At 68.7% G+C, this 15310-nt stretch carries 15 protein-coding genes and 1 pseudogene; 1 reads left to right on the forward strand and 15 read right to left on the reverse strand.

From position 1 onward, the window contains the following. Window positions 1-9: 9 nt before the first annotated feature. The 15 genes and pseudogenes from ACEZHJ_RS09885 to ACEZHJ_RS09955 form a co-directional block, all read right to left on the reverse strand. A complete protein-coding gene (locus tag ACEZHJ_RS09885) occupies window positions 10-723 on the reverse strand; it encodes an ABC transporter ATP-binding protein (RefSeq protein WP_163138622.1) in 714 nt (237 codons plus the stop codon). Next, the gene (locus tag ACEZHJ_RS09890) at window positions 720-1469 is read right to left on the reverse strand and encodes an ABC transporter ATP-binding protein (RefSeq protein ID WP_018718238.1); all 750 of its coding nucleotides are present in this window, start codon (window positions 1467-1469) and stop codon (window positions 720-722) included. The genes ACEZHJ_RS09885 and ACEZHJ_RS09890 overlap by 4 nt, the downstream gene beginning before the upstream one ends. Then, a complete protein-coding gene (locus ACEZHJ_RS09895) occupies window positions 1466-2428 on the reverse strand; it encodes a branched-chain amino acid ABC transporter permease (protein ID WP_018718239.1) in 963 nt (320 codons plus the stop codon). The genes ACEZHJ_RS09890 and ACEZHJ_RS09895 overlap by 4 nt, the downstream gene beginning before the upstream one ends. A 10-nt stretch (window positions 2429-2438) precedes the next feature. After that, on the reverse strand, window positions 2439-3311 hold the full coding sequence (locus tag ACEZHJ_RS09900; protein WP_018718240.1) for a branched-chain amino acid ABC transporter permease: 873 nt from the start codon (window positions 3309-3311) through the stop codon (window positions 2439-2441). 45 nt (window positions 3312-3356) lie between these two features. Further along, complete coding sequence (locus ACEZHJ_RS09905; protein WP_018718241.1) at window positions 3357-4616, reverse strand: amino acid ABC transporter substrate-binding protein; 1260 nt, start codon at window positions 4614-4616, stop codon at window positions 3357-3359. Window positions 4617-5082: 466 nt separating this feature from the next. Then, window positions 5083-5661: a DUF2946 family protein gene (locus ACEZHJ_RS09910; RefSeq protein WP_018718242.1), complete on the reverse strand. Its 579-nt coding sequence runs from the start codon at window positions 5659-5661 to the stop codon at window positions 5083-5085. A gap of 16 nt (window positions 5662-5677) precedes the next feature. Then, entirely contained in the window at window positions 5678-5884 is a 207-nt protein-coding gene (locus ACEZHJ_RS09915) for a DUF2783 domain-containing protein (RefSeq protein ID WP_018718243.1), read from the reverse strand. Window positions 5885-5934: 50 nt separating this feature from the next. Continuing rightward, window positions 5935-7614 (reverse strand): FAD-dependent oxidoreductase, encoded by a 1680-nt coding sequence (locus tag ACEZHJ_RS09920; protein ID WP_163138621.1) that lies wholly within the window; start codon window positions 7612-7614, stop codon window positions 5935-5937. A gap of 12 nt (window positions 7615-7626) precedes the next feature. After that, window positions 7627-8577, reverse strand: coding sequence for an MBL fold metallo-hydrolase (locus ACEZHJ_RS09925; protein WP_018718245.1), 951 nt, complete (start codon window positions 8575-8577; stop codon window positions 7627-7629). Between the two features lie 99 nt (window positions 8578-8676). After that, on the reverse strand, window positions 8677-9840 hold the full coding sequence (locus ACEZHJ_RS09930) for an ABC transporter substrate-binding protein (RefSeq protein WP_018718246.1): 1164 nt from the start codon (window positions 9838-9840) through the stop codon (window positions 8677-8679). Window positions 9841-9997: 157 nt separating this feature from the next. Further along, window positions 9998-10702 carry an ABC transporter ATP-binding protein gene (locus tag ACEZHJ_RS09935; protein WP_371807590.1) on the reverse strand — a complete coding sequence of 235 codons (705 nt, stop codon included), beginning with the start codon at window positions 10700-10702 and terminating at the stop codon, window positions 9998-10000. Between the two features lie 234 nt (window positions 10703-10936). Next, window positions 10937-11344: pseudogene (locus tag ACEZHJ_RS09940) on the reverse strand (hemerythrin domain-containing protein); the annotation flags it as partial. Window positions 11345-11363: 19 nt separating this feature from the next. Further along, window positions 11364-12125: an ABC transporter ATP-binding protein gene (locus tag ACEZHJ_RS09945; protein WP_018718248.1), complete on the reverse strand. Its 762-nt coding sequence runs from the start codon at window positions 12123-12125 to the stop codon at window positions 11364-11366. Between the two features lie 3 nt (window positions 12126-12128). Further along, window positions 12129-13070: a branched-chain amino acid ABC transporter permease gene (locus ACEZHJ_RS09950; protein WP_018718249.1), complete on the reverse strand. Its 942-nt coding sequence runs from the start codon at window positions 13068-13070 to the stop codon at window positions 12129-12131. Window positions 13071-13073: 3 nt separating this feature from the next. Next, the gene (locus ACEZHJ_RS09955; RefSeq protein WP_018718250.1) at window positions 13074-13949 is read right to left on the reverse strand and encodes a branched-chain amino acid ABC transporter permease; all 876 of its coding nucleotides are present in this window, start codon (window positions 13947-13949) and stop codon (window positions 13074-13076) included. A 401-nt stretch (window positions 13950-14350) separates the two neighbouring features. Between ACEZHJ_RS09955 and paaX the strand changes: the two genes are divergently transcribed. Beyond that, the gene (gene paaX, locus ACEZHJ_RS09960) at window positions 14351-15274 is read left to right on the forward strand and encodes a phenylacetic acid degradation operon negative regulatory protein PaaX (RefSeq protein WP_018718251.1); all 924 of its coding nucleotides are present in this window, start codon (window positions 14351-14353) and stop codon (window positions 15272-15274) included. The last annotated feature ends 36 nt before the right edge of the window (window positions 15275-15310 follow it).

Consider the following 15310-nt stretch of genomic DNA (forward strand, 5'->3'; position numbering starts at 1 on the left):
TCCGGGCGTTCAGCCGCCCATGTACAGGCTCATGAGCTGGGCGTCGTCGCGGATCTGCTCCGGCGAGCCGCCGAACTGGCGGCGGCCGCCGGCGAGGACATAGATATGGTCCGCCACGGGAAGCGCCTCGCGGATGTTCTGCTCGACCATAAGCACGCCGACACCGCGGTCGCGCAGGGTGCGCACCCGCTCGATGGTGTCGTGGACCATCGCCGGCGACAGCCCCGCCGAGGGCTCGTCGAGGAGCACGAAGCTGGGCTCGGGCACCAGCGCCCGGGCGATGGCCACCATCATCTGCTCGCCGCCGGACAGCGAGCCGGCGGCGACATGGCGGCGCCGGCCGAGGTTCTCGAACTCACCGATCAGGGCCTCGACACGCGAGTCCACCCAGTGACGGTCGGCGATGGAGTAGCCGCCCATGCGCAGGTTCTCCTCCACGCTCAGACGCGGAAAGACGCCGCCGCCCTGGGGCATGAGCACGACGCCCTCGCGCACGATCTCATGCACGCGCCGCCCGCTCAGGGTGCGATCGGCGAGGCGGATCTCGCCGGACCATACCGGCAGCGCGCCGGCGATGGCCTTGATCACGGTGGACTTGCCGCTGCCGTTGGGCCCGAAGATGCAGGTGATCCGGCCCGGGCGTGCGGCCAGGGAGACGCCGTGGACGATTTCCTGCTTGCCGTAGCCGGTGACCAGATCCTCGACTTCCAGCGATTCGCTCATTCGCTCCGTCCCAGGTACGCGCGCCGGACCTCGGCGTTGCCGGCGATCTCCTCGAAGCTGCCCTCCGCGACGACCTGGCCGAAGTCCATGACGATGATACGGTCGCAGACCTCGCGGACAAGCTCCATGTCGTGCTCGATGAGCAGGAAGGTGGCGCCATCCAACTGCATGGCGCGCACCGCGTTGAGGATGATGGCGCGGATGTTCGGGTGCACCCCGGCGGTGACCTCGTCGAGGAGCACCACCCGCGGCGAGCGCATGTACACGCGGGCGAACTCCACCAGCTTCTGCTGCCCGCCGGAGAGCTCGGAGGCGAGGTTCCCCGCCACGTGGTCGATCTCCAGAAGCGCGAGCGCCTGCCGCGCGCGTTCCGGGGCGCCCCGCCAGTCCCCCTCGCAGCTCGCCGCCAGGAGGTTGTCGTGGACACTCATGTTGCCGAACAGCGAGGGGATCTGGAACGTCCGCCCGAGCCCGGCGCGGGCCACCCGCCACGCCGGCCAGCCGGTGACGGCCTGCCCGCCGAGCCGCACCGTTCCGCCGTCCGGCGTCAGCGCGCCGGCGATGAGGTTGAACAGCGTGGACTTGCCGCTGCCGTTGGGCCCGATCAGGCCGAGCACCTCGGCGCGGTCGACGTCGAAGGTCACGCCGTCGACCGCGACGATGCCGGCGAAACGGCGCCTCAGCCCCGCGACCGCTAGCGCCGGGGGCTCGTCCGTGTGCGTACGTGTATCCGTCACCGTGCTCATAGCTTGCGCACCATGCCCGTGAGCAGGCGGTGACCGCGCCGGCGCAGCTGTCCGAGCCCCGGCAGCAGACTCACCAGCCCGTTGGGGAGGAAAAGCACCACCGCGACGATGATCACGCCGAGGATGGGCAGGTAGATCGCCGTGTCACCCAGCGCGGACCAGACCATGCGGTTGGTGAGCCACAGCAGGCTTGCCCCGAGCGCGGGGCCCCAGACGGTACCGAGCCCCCCGAGCAGCACCATCACCACCATCTGGTCGGTGATCTCGCCGCCCATCACCGACATCGGGTCGATGAAGGTCACCCAGTAGGCGTAGATCCCGCCGAACACCGCGGCGATACCTGCCGACAGCGCGAAGGCCTGAACCTTCACCAGGGTGGTGCGGATACCCAGCGCCTCCGCCGCCGGCTCGTGATCGCGCAGCGCCCGCAACCGGAAGCCGAAACGCGAGCGCTCCACCAGCACCCAGACCGCCAGGTAGGCGATCACCGCGGCGGCGAGCATGAGGTAGTAGAAGAAGTGCTCGTTGAGATACGGCGGCACCGACAGCCCCCCCGGCCCGCCGGTGACATCGAGGACGTTGACGAGCTGGAGCAGCATCTCCGCGAACGCCCAGGTCGCAATGGCGAAGTAGGAGCCGCGCAGGCGCATGGTCGGCGCGCCGATCACCGCCGCAACGCCGGCGGCCACCACCAGTCCCACCGGTAGCGTCGCGAAGAACGGCCAGTCCATCCCCCGCTGCATGAGCAGTGCCGTGGCATAGGCGCCGATACCGAAGAACGCGGAGTGGCCGAAGCTGATGTAGCCGGCGTAGCCGCCGACGATATTCCAGGCGCAGGCGAGCCCGGCCCACATGCACACCCCGGTGGCGATCCGCAGCGAGTAGGCGTCCAGTCCCAGCGGCAGGGCAGCGAGCACCGCGACGACGATCACCCCGGCCAGCCATCGTGTCAGCCCCATTCGCCCCCCTTCACAGCCCGCGCCTGAGGATGCCCTGCGGCGATATCAGCAGCACCGCGTAGAGCGCACCGAAGATCACCAGGTGGGAGTAGCTGATGCCGACGTAGATCGCGACCAGCGACTCCACCACACCGAGGAACAGCCCCGCCACCAGCACCCCGCCCACCGAGCCGAGGCCGGCGAGCACGGCGACGAAGAAGGCGAACAGCGTGTAGCGCACGCCCACGTCCGGATTGACGGAGTAGATGGTCGCAAGCAGCACACCCACCCCGGCGGTCAGCCCGGTGTAGACCGCGTACACCTGGGCCGAGAGCCTCGGCACGTCGACCCCCATGAGCCCGGCATTCTCCCGGCTCTGCGCCACCGCGCGCACGGCCAGCCCGAAGCGGGTCCGGTAGAGGAACAGGAACACCGCCAGGCTCAGGGCCGCGGCAGCGGCGAAGGCCACCACCCGCAGCACCGGCAGGGCCACCGGCCCGAGCTGGATCGCCGGGCCGGCGATGGCGGTGTCCACGTTGCGGCTGTTGAACGACCACAGCCACAGTGCCCCACCGCGCATGAAGATGAAGATACCGAAGGTGAGCGCCAGGGCCATGAGGTCGGGGCGTGCGTAGCGGCTGGTGCGCACGTGGTAGATGAGCGGGCCCAGCGCCCGGCCCACCAGCGCGAACACCACGGCCACCAGCGGCAGGCTGATGAACGGGTCCAGGCCCAGCAGGGTCAGCGCCCAGTAGCCGGCGTAGCCGCCGAGCATGACCCAGCCGCCCACGGCAAAGTCGATGACGTGGAGCACCCCGAAGGTGAGCTGGAAGCCGATGGTCAGGCACGCCAGGATCCCGCCGATCAGCACGCCGTTGGCCAGCGCCTGCAGGAACAGATCCACCCGATTGCCTCCCGCTGTCGCCGTCAGGAATGCCGCCCGTCGTTCTCAGGACCAGGCCGGCAGCGGGTAAACGATATCACCCTCGGCCGCGTCGGCGGGGGCGACCGGCACCACCTTGCCGTCGGTGATCTGCACCACGACCGGCACCGGACGGGTATTGTTGTGGAAGTGATCGCCCTTGGTCTCGAATGCCACCGGTCCGTAGAAGGTCTCGATGTCCGTGGCCTCGATGGCCTTGGCCAGGGCCTCGCGGTCGCTGCGGTTCCACGGCGGCGCCTTACCCATGCGCGCGGCGGCGTCCTGGAGGACCAGACCGCTGGCCGAGCAGGCCGCCTCGGTGTAGTCCGGGTGGCTGCCCCAGCGGGCGTAGGAGAGCTTGTCGTAGTCCGCCGCACTGCCGAACAGATCGTCGCTGTAGGGCACGCCGGGTGTCCACAGCGAGATGCCCATGACGCCGTTGGCGTCCGCACCCAGCTGGTCGGCGAACGCCGGCGCGGTGATGCCGTAGTGCATGACCATCGCCTTGGGCCGGTAACCCAGCGACTTCGCCGCCTTCACGAAGTTGATCAGCACCTCCTCGTGACCGCCGACGGCAACGATATCCGGGTTCTGCGACTTGAGCTTGGTCACCACCGGGGTGACGTCCGCCTTGGCCGGGAAGAGCTCGAAACCGGTGAGCTCGAGCTCCGCGGGCTCGGCGCCATCGCGGAAGCCCTTGGCGGTGTCGTCGGAGAACGGCTCGTTGACGCCGACCACACCGACGCTCTCCGGCCGCGGCGAGACCGAATCCGCGATCACCCCGAGGGACTTGCCCGATGAGAGGTCCACGGCGGGAATCATGCCGAAGTTGAACGGCGGCTTGTCCACCCAGACCTTGGGCGACTCGGCGGAGCCGGAGATCATCGGCACGCGGTACTTGTTGCAGATGGGCTGCACCGCCAGCGTCACCCCGGACGTGTAGGGCCCGAAGATGACGTCCACCTCCTCCTGGACGATCAGCCGCTCGGCGGCGGAGGCACCGGAGGCCGGGTTGGACTGTGCGTCACCGTAGGACATCTCGACCTTGTATCGGGTCCCGCCGATATCGATACCGCCGAGCTTGTTGATCTCCTCGGCCCACAGGTCGTAGCCGCGCCGGGTGAGGTTGCCGCCGAAGCGGTTGGCACCGGACAGCGACGTCACCACCCCGCAGCGGATGGTCGGTGTCTGGGCGCGGGCCCCACGGCCCACGGCGCCGACGGATAGCGCACCGACGCCGAGCGCCGAGGTCTTGAGGAAATCGCGGCGGGAAAGCTTGCTGGCCATGATGACGCCTCCTACCCGTGCGCGGGTCTTGTTCGTTCTGAGGAAAACGTTGCCGCCCCTTTCAAGATAGGCCGGATTCGCGCACTGACAAGCCGCAGCAGGACCCGGCAAGGGATTCAGGACCTGCGGAATGGCACCGTGCGCGGCATGTCAGGCAGGCGCTTCACGCCTCCCCGATCTACGTGAGCGGGTCACCAGGGTTTCACCGCGACACCTACCGCAGAGCCCGGTTGCCCCTACCAAGCGACAGCCGCGGTGGTATCGCTGGCAATACCGGGCGGCAGGCCGGGTACCGGGTGCCTGACGGGCGGACGTGTCGCACGCCTGGGGCGTCCGGCCGGCACGAACGGCCGATCCCGGCCACTCCCTTGGGTCGGCGGTTCCCCGCGACCGCAAGGCCCCGGACGACGCCGGCCCGGCGGTTCACGCCCCCCCGAGCGGCATGAGCGGGGCGCGGGCAGTCGTTCTAATCGGCGGAGGGCTCGGCCACGAAGCCGAAACGCGCCGGGACCTCGGTGCGGCGCACCCCGGCCAGCGGCGCCGGGGCGGAGGCGTCCAGGACCACACACAGCCCGCTCTCCCCGCCCGCCGCCGCGGCCTCGATCCCGGCGTCCACGGCATCGGCGTCCGCGGCCGCGCCGTCGGCGCGGCACAGCCGTGACGCGAGCCACTCCGCCGCGTCGCCCAACAGCAGTCCGACACCACGGTCGAAGGCGAGCAGGGTGTCCCCGGCCTCGTCGATGAAGGCAGCGCTCACACCGTTCACGGGATCGCCGGTATGGGTCGCGAGTCCGCCACGGCCGTCGGCATGAAGAATCCAGGGGGTGTAATCGAGGCTTACGTAGACACGCTGCGGGCCGTTCTGGAAATAGTAACGGCCCTTATCGTCGGCAAGGTAGTTACGGGCGATGAACTCGGCGAGCGCCTCGCGCTCCACCAGCCCGCCGTCGATCCACCAGCGCCCGCGCCGGTCCAGGCGCAGCCACCCCGCGAGGGCCGGGACATCCGGCCAGCGGGCCATCGCGCGGCGTACGGAATCATCCATCACGCCGCCCCCGCAATCACTCCGTGACGCCGCGACGGGCGATACGCATCGCCTCGTCGAGTACGTCGGCGTCGCCGATGTGATTGCTCAGCAGCAGGATCAGCCGGGCGTTGGCCAGCCGGCTCTGCTCCTCGTCGAGGTCCCGGTGCATTTCCACCAGGGCTTCATAGACGTCGTCGCCGCGCTCCAGGCGCGGGTCGACCCGCAGGTACTGCGTCGACATCGCTCTCCTCCTCGTGCGGCCTCGTCGACGGGGCCGCGCCGTTCAACCGTTCAGGCCGCGAGCGCGCAGGCCCGGTCTATCGCCTGGTTTATCAGCGCGGCGTCCACGTCGCGCCAGCGTGCGACCACGTGCTGATCCGGGCGAATGAGGTATACCGTGCCCGGACGGGCGTCGTAGCGCTGCGCGGCCAGGCCCTGCGGGTCCTCCACGATCACCGCGTCCGCCGGCGTGCCGGCGACCGGCCCGTCGGCCACCACGAGCACGCGAAGGTCCCGCTCGTGGGCGCGGACGCGCTCGACGGCGTCCACCACCCCGGCCGGGCAGCCCTGCCGCGTGTCGGCGAAGACCATCAACGTGAACACGTCGCCCAGGCACGCCAGCAGCCAGTCCTCATTGCCGTCGACGCGCACCGGTGCGTCAAGACACGGGGCCCCCGGCACCATCCGGCCTTCGAAGTCGGCGGAGTCCGGCGTGTTCAGCGGCGAGTCGGCGTGCACCGCCGGCAACGACAGACGGCCGCTGTTGACCAGCTTGCGGGCGAACGGAAACTCCTCGGCCAGCATCAGCGTGGCGTCACGGAAGGCCCGGCTCACCGGGCTCTTCGGGGTGATGAAGTCCGTGCTGCGCGTGGAGTTGAGGATGTTCTCGTCCGCCGCGGCCACCCGTTCGCTGTCATAGCTGTCCAGCAGGGCGTCGCCGCCGCGGCCGGCAAGCACCCGCTCGATCTTCCAGACCAGGTTGTCCACGTCCTGCACGCCGCTGTTCGCGCCGCGGGCACCGAACGGCGAGACCTGATGAGCCGCGTCGCCGGCGAAAAACACCCGGGCGGAGGTGCGGAAGTGCTCCATGCGCCGACACTGGAAGGTGTAGATGCTGACCCAGTCCAGATCGAAGTCCACGCCCTCGCCGAGCATGGCGCGGATCCGCGGGATCACCCGCTCGGGCTGGCGCTCGACATCGGGGTCCGCCTCCCAGCCGAGCTGGAAGTCGATGCGGAAGACATTGTCCGCCTGGCGGTGAAGCAGCACCGACTGCCCCGGGTGGAACGGCGGATCGAACCAGAACCAGCGTTCCGTGGGGAAGTCGGCATCCATGACCACGTCGGCGATGAGGAAACGGTCCTGGAAGACCTGCCCCTTCGACTGCAGCCCGAGGAGCTTGCGCAGCGGGCTGCGCGCCCCGTCGGCGACGACGAGGTAGTCCGCGACCAGCTCGTAACGCCCCTCCGGCGTCTGCACACCGAGCACGACCCCGTCATCGCGCTCGGCGAGCTCGACGACCTCGTTGCACCAGCGCAGGTCGGCGTCCGCCAGCGCATCGAGGCGCTCGATGAGGTATTCCTCGACATAGTACTGCTGGAGGTTGATGAACGCCGGCCGGCGGTGCCCCTCCTCGGGCAGCAGATCGAAGTGATAGACCTCGTGGTCGCCGAAGAACACCCGCCCGTGCTTCCAGGTGATGCCCTTCTCGACCATCCGCTGCCCACCGCCGATGCGGTCGAACACCTCCAGCGTGCGCTTGGCGAAGCAGATCGCCCGGGAGCCGTCACTGACGCCGTTCTCGGCGTCCAGCAGCACCACCGGGATGCCGCGCCTCGCCAGGTCGATGGCCGCCGACAGGCCCACCGGGCCGGCGCCGACCACCACCACCGGGTGACGGACCGGCTGCCCGGCGTCCTGGTCGGGGGAGCGCCGGTAGTCGAAGACCGGGCACTGATGTGACTTCGGCATGACCGCTCTCCCTCAGCCCTCGAGGGCCTCCCACATCTCGCGATCGCGCTCGGCGGTCCAGATGCGCGGATCCGGATAGTCGCCAGCCTCGTCGTAGGCACGGCTGACGTCGAAGGGCATGCAGTGACGGAAGATCACCCAGTGGCCGTACTTCGGCTCGAGCTCGGCGATCATGGTCTCGTAGGTGGCCTTGAGGTCCTTGCCCTCGGCACGGCAGCGCTTGACCCCGCCGTAGAGATCGCTGATGAACGACTGCGTGCCCTCGAGTCCGTTCTGGCACTCCTCCGGGGTCTTGAGCGCCTCACCGCGGCCCGGCACCAGTGCACTCGGCTCCAGGTTGCGCAGGCGGCTGAGGGTGTCCGGCCAGTCGCGGTGATAGGCGTCGCCGGTATACGGGGTGGCGCCGTACTCGACCAGGTCGCCGCTGAACAGCACCTTCTCGTCGGGCAGCCACACGACGGTGTCGCCCTTGGTGTGACCGCGGCCGAGCTGCATGATCTCGACCCGGCGCTCACCCATCCACAGGGTCATGTGGCCCTCGAAGACCATGGTCGGCCAGGTCAGGCCCGGGATGCTGTCCGCGCCCTGGAACAGCCGCGGGAAGCGCCCGAGCTCGGAGGCGTAGTCCTGCTCGCCACGCTCGACGAGCAGGTCGTAGGTGTCGCGGCTCGCGATGATCTGCTCCGCGCCATAGGCCGAGGCCCCCAGGGTGCGCACCGCGTGATAGTGGGTCAGCAGCACGTAGCGGATGGGTTTGTCGGTGACCTGACGGACCCGCTTGATCACCTCCTCGGCCATCATCGGGGTCGCCTGGGCATCGATCACCATGACGCCGTCATCGCCAACGATGATGCCAGTGTTCGGATCGCCTTCCGCCGTGTATGCATACGCACCGGGCGCGAGCTCGGAGAAGGTGATCTCCTTGGGGGTCATATCGCCTGCGGAAGCGAATTGCTTGGCCATGACAGCATCTCCAGATTCGTGTTGCGGAAAGGGGGCCGCGCCGCACGGACGGCGACGCGGCGATGGCCGTGGACGCCGGCGGCGTCCACGGCGGCGCGGTTACTCGGCGAGTTCCCACTCGCCGTCGCGGATCTCGAGCATCCGGAAGGCGGAGAGATCGAGGCCGAGGTGATCGTCCGGCCCCATGTTGAACTCGCCACCGGTGCCCATCAGGCCGCTGGTCTGCTCGATCGCGTCGCGCACAGCGGCCTTGTCCGTGGTGCCGGCCCGCTTGATCGCCTGCGTGGCGATCATCAGGCCATCGTAGGCGTGGCCGCCGAAGGTCGAGACCGACTCGTTGTAGGTCGACTCGTACTCCTTCTTGTAGGCGGTGACCACCGGCTTCTGCGGATCGTCGTCCGGAAGCTTCTCGGCGACGAGCAGCGCCGCGGCGGGCAGGCGCACACCATTGGCGGCCTCACCGGCGAGCTCGATGAACTTCTTCGAGGCCACGCCGTGGGACTGGTAGAACGGCAGTTTCAGGCCGAGCTGCTCGTAGTTACGCGTGACGATCGCGGGGCCCTGACCGAAGCCGAAGTTCAGGATCGCATCCACGCCGTCGGTGTTGGCGATGTTGGTCAGCTGCGCGGTCATGTCCGTGTCGTTGGGGCCGTAGGTCTCGTCGGCCACGATCTCGATGTCATAGTCTCCGACGACACTCAGGGTCTGCTTGCGGCCGGACTTGCCGAAGCCGCCGGTCCCCGAAATCAGGCCGATCTTGTCGAAGCCGCGGGCCTGCATGTCCTTGAGGATCTTGCGCGCCGCCATGCGGTCGGTATGCGGGGTCTTGAACACCCACTTCTTGACCGGATCGATGATCGGCACGCCGCCGGCCAGGGAGATGAACGGGATCTCGTAGCGCTGCACCAGCGGGATCACGGCCATGGTGGTGCCGGTGGTGGTCCCGCCGACGATGACATCCACCTGATCGGAGGTGATCAGGCGCTTGGCGAACGTCCGCGCCTTGCCGGCGTTGCCGGCGGTGTCGTAGTGGACCAGCTCGATCTGGCGGCCGTCGACGCCGCCCTGGTTGTTGATCTTCTCGACCCAGTGCTGGAGCGTCTTGAGCTCCGGGTCACCGAGGAACGACGCCGGGCCGGTGACGGCCAGGAACGTGCCCACGCGGATCGGGTCCTGCTGGGCGCTGGCGTTGGACATTCCCGCGACCGCGACGCCGGTGACGGCGGCCGCCAGGCCGATCTTCTTCAGCAATGCATGCAACATGCTCTCTCCTCCTGCTTCCGCGCTAGGCGCGACGGTGGCGGACCGGTGTCCCGGTGACCGCCGGCTTCCAGCCTGGCTGGCGCGGTATTGCTGTATGGCCAACCAAACTATTTTCGCTCAAAACTAAAGTCAAGGGCCGTGGCCACATCTCTCGCGGCTACATCCCAAGATATGCCCGTTTGACCTCCTCGTCGGCAAGCAATTCCGAGCCCGTGCCGGAGAGCGTGATGGTCCCGGTCTCGATGACGTAACCGCGGTCGGCGATCGCCAGCGCACCGGAGGCGTTCTGCTCGACGAGCAGCACCGTGATCCCTTCCTCCCTGAGGCGCTCGACGATGCGGAAGATCTCGCCCACCAGCAGCGGCGCCAGCCCCATGCTCGGCTCGTCGAGGAGCATGAGCTGGGGGCGCGTCATCATCGCGCGACCAATGGCGAGCATCTGCTGCTGGCCGCCGGAGAGCGTGCCCGCGGCCTGGTGGCGTTTCTCTTGCAGAATCGGGAAGAGCTCGTACATGTGCTCCAGATCCCGCGTCACCGCGGCGCTGCGGCCCCGGGTATAGGCCCCGAGGATCAGGTTGTCCTCCACGCTCATCGGACCGAAGACCTGACGGCCCTCGGGGACCTGGGCGATACCCCCGGCGACCCGGCGCTCGCCGGTCATGCGCGTGATATCACGGCCGTGGAAGTGCACCGTGCCTTTGGTCGCCGGCTGCAGCCCGGAGATCGTGCGCAGCAGCGTGGTCTTGCCGGCGCCGTTGGCCCCGACCAGGGCGACGATCTGCCCGCGGGGCACCTCGATGTCCACACCGCGCAGCGCCTGGATACGCCCGTAATACGTCTCCAGCCCGGAGACGCTCAGCAGCGCCTCCTCCGCCGGCGCCGCAGACGGCGTGAAGCGCTCCGCCTCCGGGCCCTGCGGGGTCTCGCGGGTGAGACCCAGACCGATGGGGGCCGGTGCGTAGTTCACGATGGTCTGGTGCAGATCGCGGAACGCGTCCTGCTGACGCTCGCCGAACAGCGGGTCGTCGTTGTCGGCGAAGGCGCGGTTGATCTCGCGCCAGTCCGCCTCCGTGAACACCTTCCGCGCCAGCGGGATGACCTCCTTCTCCTCCAGGCGGAGGTGGTCGCGCTGGAAGGCGAGATACCGTTCCAGCACCTCGCGGAAGGCCTCGCCCTCGCCGGCGGGGTCCGCGGCGTAGCGCTCCAGCGCCACCCGGGCATCGGTGACCAGCGCCGGCCCGGCCTCGTGCTGGGCCTCCAGCTCGTCGAGCACACCGGCGCTCTCCGGGGCGCGCGCACGCAGCAGCCGGAACAGGTAGTCATCCTCCTTGGGATGGTGGACACGGTCGGCGTAGAGCTCGATGTAGTCGAAGATCGCGGCGAACAGCGCCCGGTCCGGCCGCGTGCCCGACTCGCGGTACTCCCGGGCCAGGGCCTCGGCGGTGTCGAGCACCCGCCAGATGCCATTGTGCTCGCGCTGTATGACGGAAATCGCGTCGGTCATGTCCTCTCCCCCAGCCGGCTCACGCCGCCCCCAGATAGGCGGAGATCACCTCAGGGTTGTGGCGTATCTCCTCGGACGAGCCCTCGGCGAGCTTCTTGCCGTAGTTCAGCACGAGGATGTGGTCCGAGATGTTCATCACCAGCTTCATGTCGTGCTCGACCAGCACGACGGTCACACCGCTCTCGGCGACCCGCTGGATGAGCGCGTCGATCTCCGCGGTCTCGTTGGCGTTGAGCCCCGCCGCGGGCTCGTCGAGGAGCAGCATGCGGGGCTCGGCGGCCAGCGCCCGGGCGATCTCCAGGCGTTTGAGCGCGCCGTAGGGCATGGCATCCGCGTCGGCGTCCAGGTAGCGCTCCAGCCCCACGAAGCGCATGAGCTCGGCGGCCTTCTCGCGGCAGGCGCGGTCACCGCGGGTCACCGCGGGCAGGCGCAGGAGCGCCGGCAGGAAGCGGCGATCGAGCCGCAGGTGGCGGCCCACCATCACGTTCTCCGGCGCGGTCATGTTCATGCACACCTGCAGGTTCTGGAACGTGCGGCTCATCCCCAGCCTTGCCAGTGCGTGGGGCGGCATGCCGCGGGTATCCTCGCCGGCGAAGCTGATCCGGCCCTCCGTGGGCGTGTACACGCCGGTGACCAGGTTGAACAGCGTGGTCTTGCCCGCGCCGTTGGGCCCGATCACCGAGTGGATGTGGCCAGGCTGGATCTCGAAGGAAAGCTCCGAGATCGCGTTGACACCACCGAAGGTCTTGGTCAGTCCCTCAACGGTCATGAGTGCGCTCATCGCTCAGCTCCCCTTGCGCAGCCGCGCGGTCAGCGTGGGCACCAGCCCCCGCGGCATGAAGATCATCACGGCCATGAGAATCGCGCCGAAGATCACCATCTCCAGGTCGTCGAAGCCGGTGAGCAGCTGCGGCAGCGTGGTAAGGATCACCGCCCCGATGAGCGCGCCATAGGTGGAGGCCATGCCGCCGAGCACGACCATGGTCACGAACTCGATGGAGTGGAAGAAGCCCGCCAGGTCCGGCGTGATGAACCCCGAGTAGTGGGCGCTGGCGGTGCCCATGAGCGCCGCGAACACCGCCGAGACCACGAAGATCAGCACCTTGTAGCTGATGGTGTTCACCCCGGCGACCTGGGCGGCGACCTCGGAGCCGTGCACCGCGCGCAGCGCACGCCCCACCGGCGAGTCGATGAGGTTGAGCGCCAGCCACACCGCCACCAGCAGCAATACCGCCATCACCCAGTACCAGCGCGTCTCACCGAACAGCTCCCAGCCGAAGACGCTGATCGTCGGCACGATCATCCCGTCGGGACCGCCGGTGAGCCAGCCCTCGGTGGAGATCACGATGGAGATCAGGATGCCCAGGCCCAGCGTCGCCATCGCGAGGTAGTGGCCGGACAGCCGCAGTATCGGCCGGGCGACCGCGAACGCGAGCACGCCCACCACCACCAGCGCGGCGAGCACCGACAGCAGCGGCGGCCAGCCGTAGACGCCGCTCAGAATCCCGGTGGTATAGGCGCCCAGGCCGAAGAAGCCGGCGTGGCCGAGGCTGATCTGGCCAGCGTAGCCGATCAGCAGGTTCAGGCCCACAGCGACCACCGCATTGATGAGCACGTGGATCGCCACGTCGTAGTGATAGGGGTTGGAGAACGCCAGCGGCAGCACGGCGAGCACGATGGCCAGCACCGGCAGACCGGCGTAGGGATTCCGGAAACGATTCCACATGACTCAGACGCGCTCCGTTCCACGCTTGCCGAACAGGCCGCTGGGCAGGAAGAAAAGCACCAGCAGAATGATCACGAAGGGCACGGCATCCTTGTAGTCGGAGGAGATGTAGCCCGCGGCCATCGCCTCCATGATGCCGAGCAGCAGCCCGCCGATCACCGCCCCCACCGCGCTGCCCAGCCCGCCGAGCACTGCGGCCACGAAGCCCTTGAGCCCGAGCATGATGCCGACATCGTAGGAGGTGAGCGTGATCGGCGCGGAGACGATCCCGGCGACCGCGCCCAGCGCCGCCGACAGGGCGAACGCGAGCATCAGGATGAAGCGGGGATTGATGCCGACCATGCGCGAGGCGTCCTTGTTGTGCGAGACCGCCAGCATGGCCTTGCCCTTGAGGGTACGGTTGAAGAAGAACGCCAGCGCCACCAGCAGCACCGCCGCCACGCCGAGCACCCACAGGCTCTGCGGCAGCAGCGTCGCGCCCAGCACCTTCAGCGGCTCGTCGCCGGTGAATGCGGGCAGCGAGTGATAGGACTTGCCCCAGAAGTACTGCGCGAGACCGCGCAGGAACAGCGACGCACCGATGGTGATGATGATCAGCGGCACGATATCCGCGTCCCGCGCCCGCTCGATGGCGAGCTTGTCGAGCGCCACCCCGGCGATCACCGCCAGCGCGACGGCACCGAGCACGGCCAGCGGCATGGGTACGCCGGCGGCCATCATCATCACGGTGCCCATGCCGCCGATCATCACGAACTCGCCCTGGGCGAAGTTGATGACGTGGCTGGCGTTGTAGATGATCGCGAAGCCGAGTCCCACCAGGGCATACGTGGCCCCGGTGGTCAGCCCCGAGAACAGGTACTGCAGAAACTCCCCGAGCATGGCTCTCCCCTCGTGGCGGGCGCGGGCACGCCCTCTATACGAATCGACGCCGGCGGATTACGGTTGGCCCGGCCGGGCGCGCGGTGACGGGTAATGACAGGCAGGCTGATCTGATGGCGAATCCATGGACACTCCTCCCCGGCTGCTCGTCGGGGCCCCGGCCGCCCCGCAAATCACTTATTCTCGAACGCGCCATGGCGACTCTTGCGGCCGCTTGCGCCGGGCGAAAGGCGGAAACGCACAATATTTTTGAACGAAACCTTTTGTCAACCGCGATGCGGCGGCGTCGTTGATACGATACATTGGGCAACGACGCGGCGCCAGAAAAGTATCAGAACCACCTCCCACGGTGAAGCGGCCGCGGGCTCGATGCGATCACAGAATGATACGAAGGACACTGCATGGCACGCTCCAAGGTCATCGATGAGCTGGTCGCGGAGTTCCAGGAACGCCGCCCGATCCGCGCCGGCTCGCTGATCATCACGGTCTACGGCGACGCCATCGCGCCCCGGGGCGGCACCGTCTGGCTCGGCAGCCTGATCAAGGCGCTGGCACCGCTCGGCCTCAACCCAAGGCTAGTACGCACGTCCGTCTACCGCCTCTCCAAGGAGGGCTGGCTGACCTCCGAGCAGATCGGCCGGCGCAGCTACTACAGCCTCACTCGCACGGGCTGGCGCAGCTTCGAGCGCGCCTACCAGCGCGTCTATGCCGAGCCCCACCTCGCCTGGGACGGCAGCTGGACGCTGGTGATCACCACCCAGATCGACAACGGCCAGCGCGAGGCCCTGCGCAAGGAGCTGGTCACCCTCGGCTTCGGCACCTTCGCACCGGGGGTGCTGGCCCACCCCCTGCCGCCGACGGACGCGCTGACCGCCGTGCTCCAGGACCTGGAGGTGCACAACGACGTCATCATCATGCACGCACGCAATGAGGGGCTGCCCACCTCCCGGCCATTGAACCGCCTGGTGCGCGACTGCTGGAACCTCGAGGCGCTGGCGCGGGAATACGAGGTCTTCCTCGAGCGCTTCCGCCCGGTCTGGCGTGCCGTGCGCTCGGCCCGACACCTGGACGCGCAGCAGTGCTTCCTGGTGCGTACACTGCTCATACACGAGATCCGCCGGCTGCTGCTGCGCGACCCCCAGCTGCCGGACGACGTGCTGCCCGGGGACTGGCACGGCGCCGCCGCGCGGCTGCTGTGCCGCAACCTCTACCGGGCCACCTTCCGCCAGGCGGAGGCGTATCTCAGCGAGACACTGCAGACCGCGGAGGGCCCGCTGCCCGAGCCGGCGCCCTACTTCTACCGCCGCTTCGGCGGGCTGGAGTAAGCCGGCGCGGCGTCCCCCACGACAACGACGACGGGA

This window comes from Arhodomonas sp. KWT2 (genome assembly GCF_041949875.1).
GTDB classification, from domain to species: Bacteria; Pseudomonadota; Gammaproteobacteria; order Nitrococcales; family Nitrococcaceae; genus Arhodomonas; species Arhodomonas aquaeolei.

Coding starts and splice junctions, on each gene's coding strand:
- ACEZHJ_RS09885 (WP_163138622.1), bottom strand. CDS start 723: ATGAGCGAATCGCTGGAAGTCGAGGATCTGGTCACCGGCTACGGCAAG.
- ACEZHJ_RS09890 (WP_018718238.1), bottom strand. CDS start 1,469: ATGAGCACGGTGACGGATACACGTACGCACACGGACGAGCCCCCGGCG.
- ACEZHJ_RS09895 (WP_018718239.1), bottom strand. CDS start 2,428: ATGGGGCTGACACGATGGCTGGCCGGGGTGATCGTCGTCGCGGTGCTC.
- ACEZHJ_RS09905 (WP_018718241.1), bottom strand. CDS start 4,616: ATGGCCAGCAAGCTTTCCCGCCGCGATTTCCTCAAGACCTCGGCGCTC.
- ACEZHJ_RS09910 (WP_018718242.1), bottom strand. CDS start 5,661: ATGGATGATTCCGTACGCCGCGCGATGGCCCGCTGGCCGGATGTCCCG.
- ACEZHJ_RS09915 (WP_018718243.1), bottom strand. CDS start 5,884: ATGTCGACGCAGTACCTGCGGGTCGACCCGCGCCTGGAGCGCGGCGAC.
- ACEZHJ_RS09920 (WP_163138621.1), bottom strand. CDS start 7,614: ATGCCGAAGTCACATCAGTGCCCGGTCTTCGACTACCGGCGCTCCCCC.
- ACEZHJ_RS09925 (WP_018718245.1), bottom strand. CDS start 8,577: ATGGCCAAGCAATTCGCTTCCGCAGGCGATATGACCCCCAAGGAGATC.
- ACEZHJ_RS09930 (WP_018718246.1), bottom strand. CDS start 9,840: ATGTTGCATGCATTGCTGAAGAAGATCGGCCTGGCGGCCGCCGTCACC.
- ACEZHJ_RS09945 (WP_018718248.1), bottom strand. CDS start 12,125: ATGAGCGCACTCATGACCGTTGAGGGACTGACCAAGACCTTCGGTGGT.
- ACEZHJ_RS09950 (WP_018718249.1), bottom strand. CDS start 13,070: ATGTGGAATCGTTTCCGGAATCCCTACGCCGGTCTGCCGGTGCTGGCC.
- ACEZHJ_RS09955 (WP_018718250.1), bottom strand. CDS start 13,949: ATGCTCGGGGAGTTTCTGCAGTACCTGTTCTCGGGGCTGACCACCGGG.
- paaX (WP_018718251.1), top strand. CDS start 14,351: ATGGCACGCTCCAAGGTCATCGATGAGCTGGTCGCGGAGTTCCAGGAA.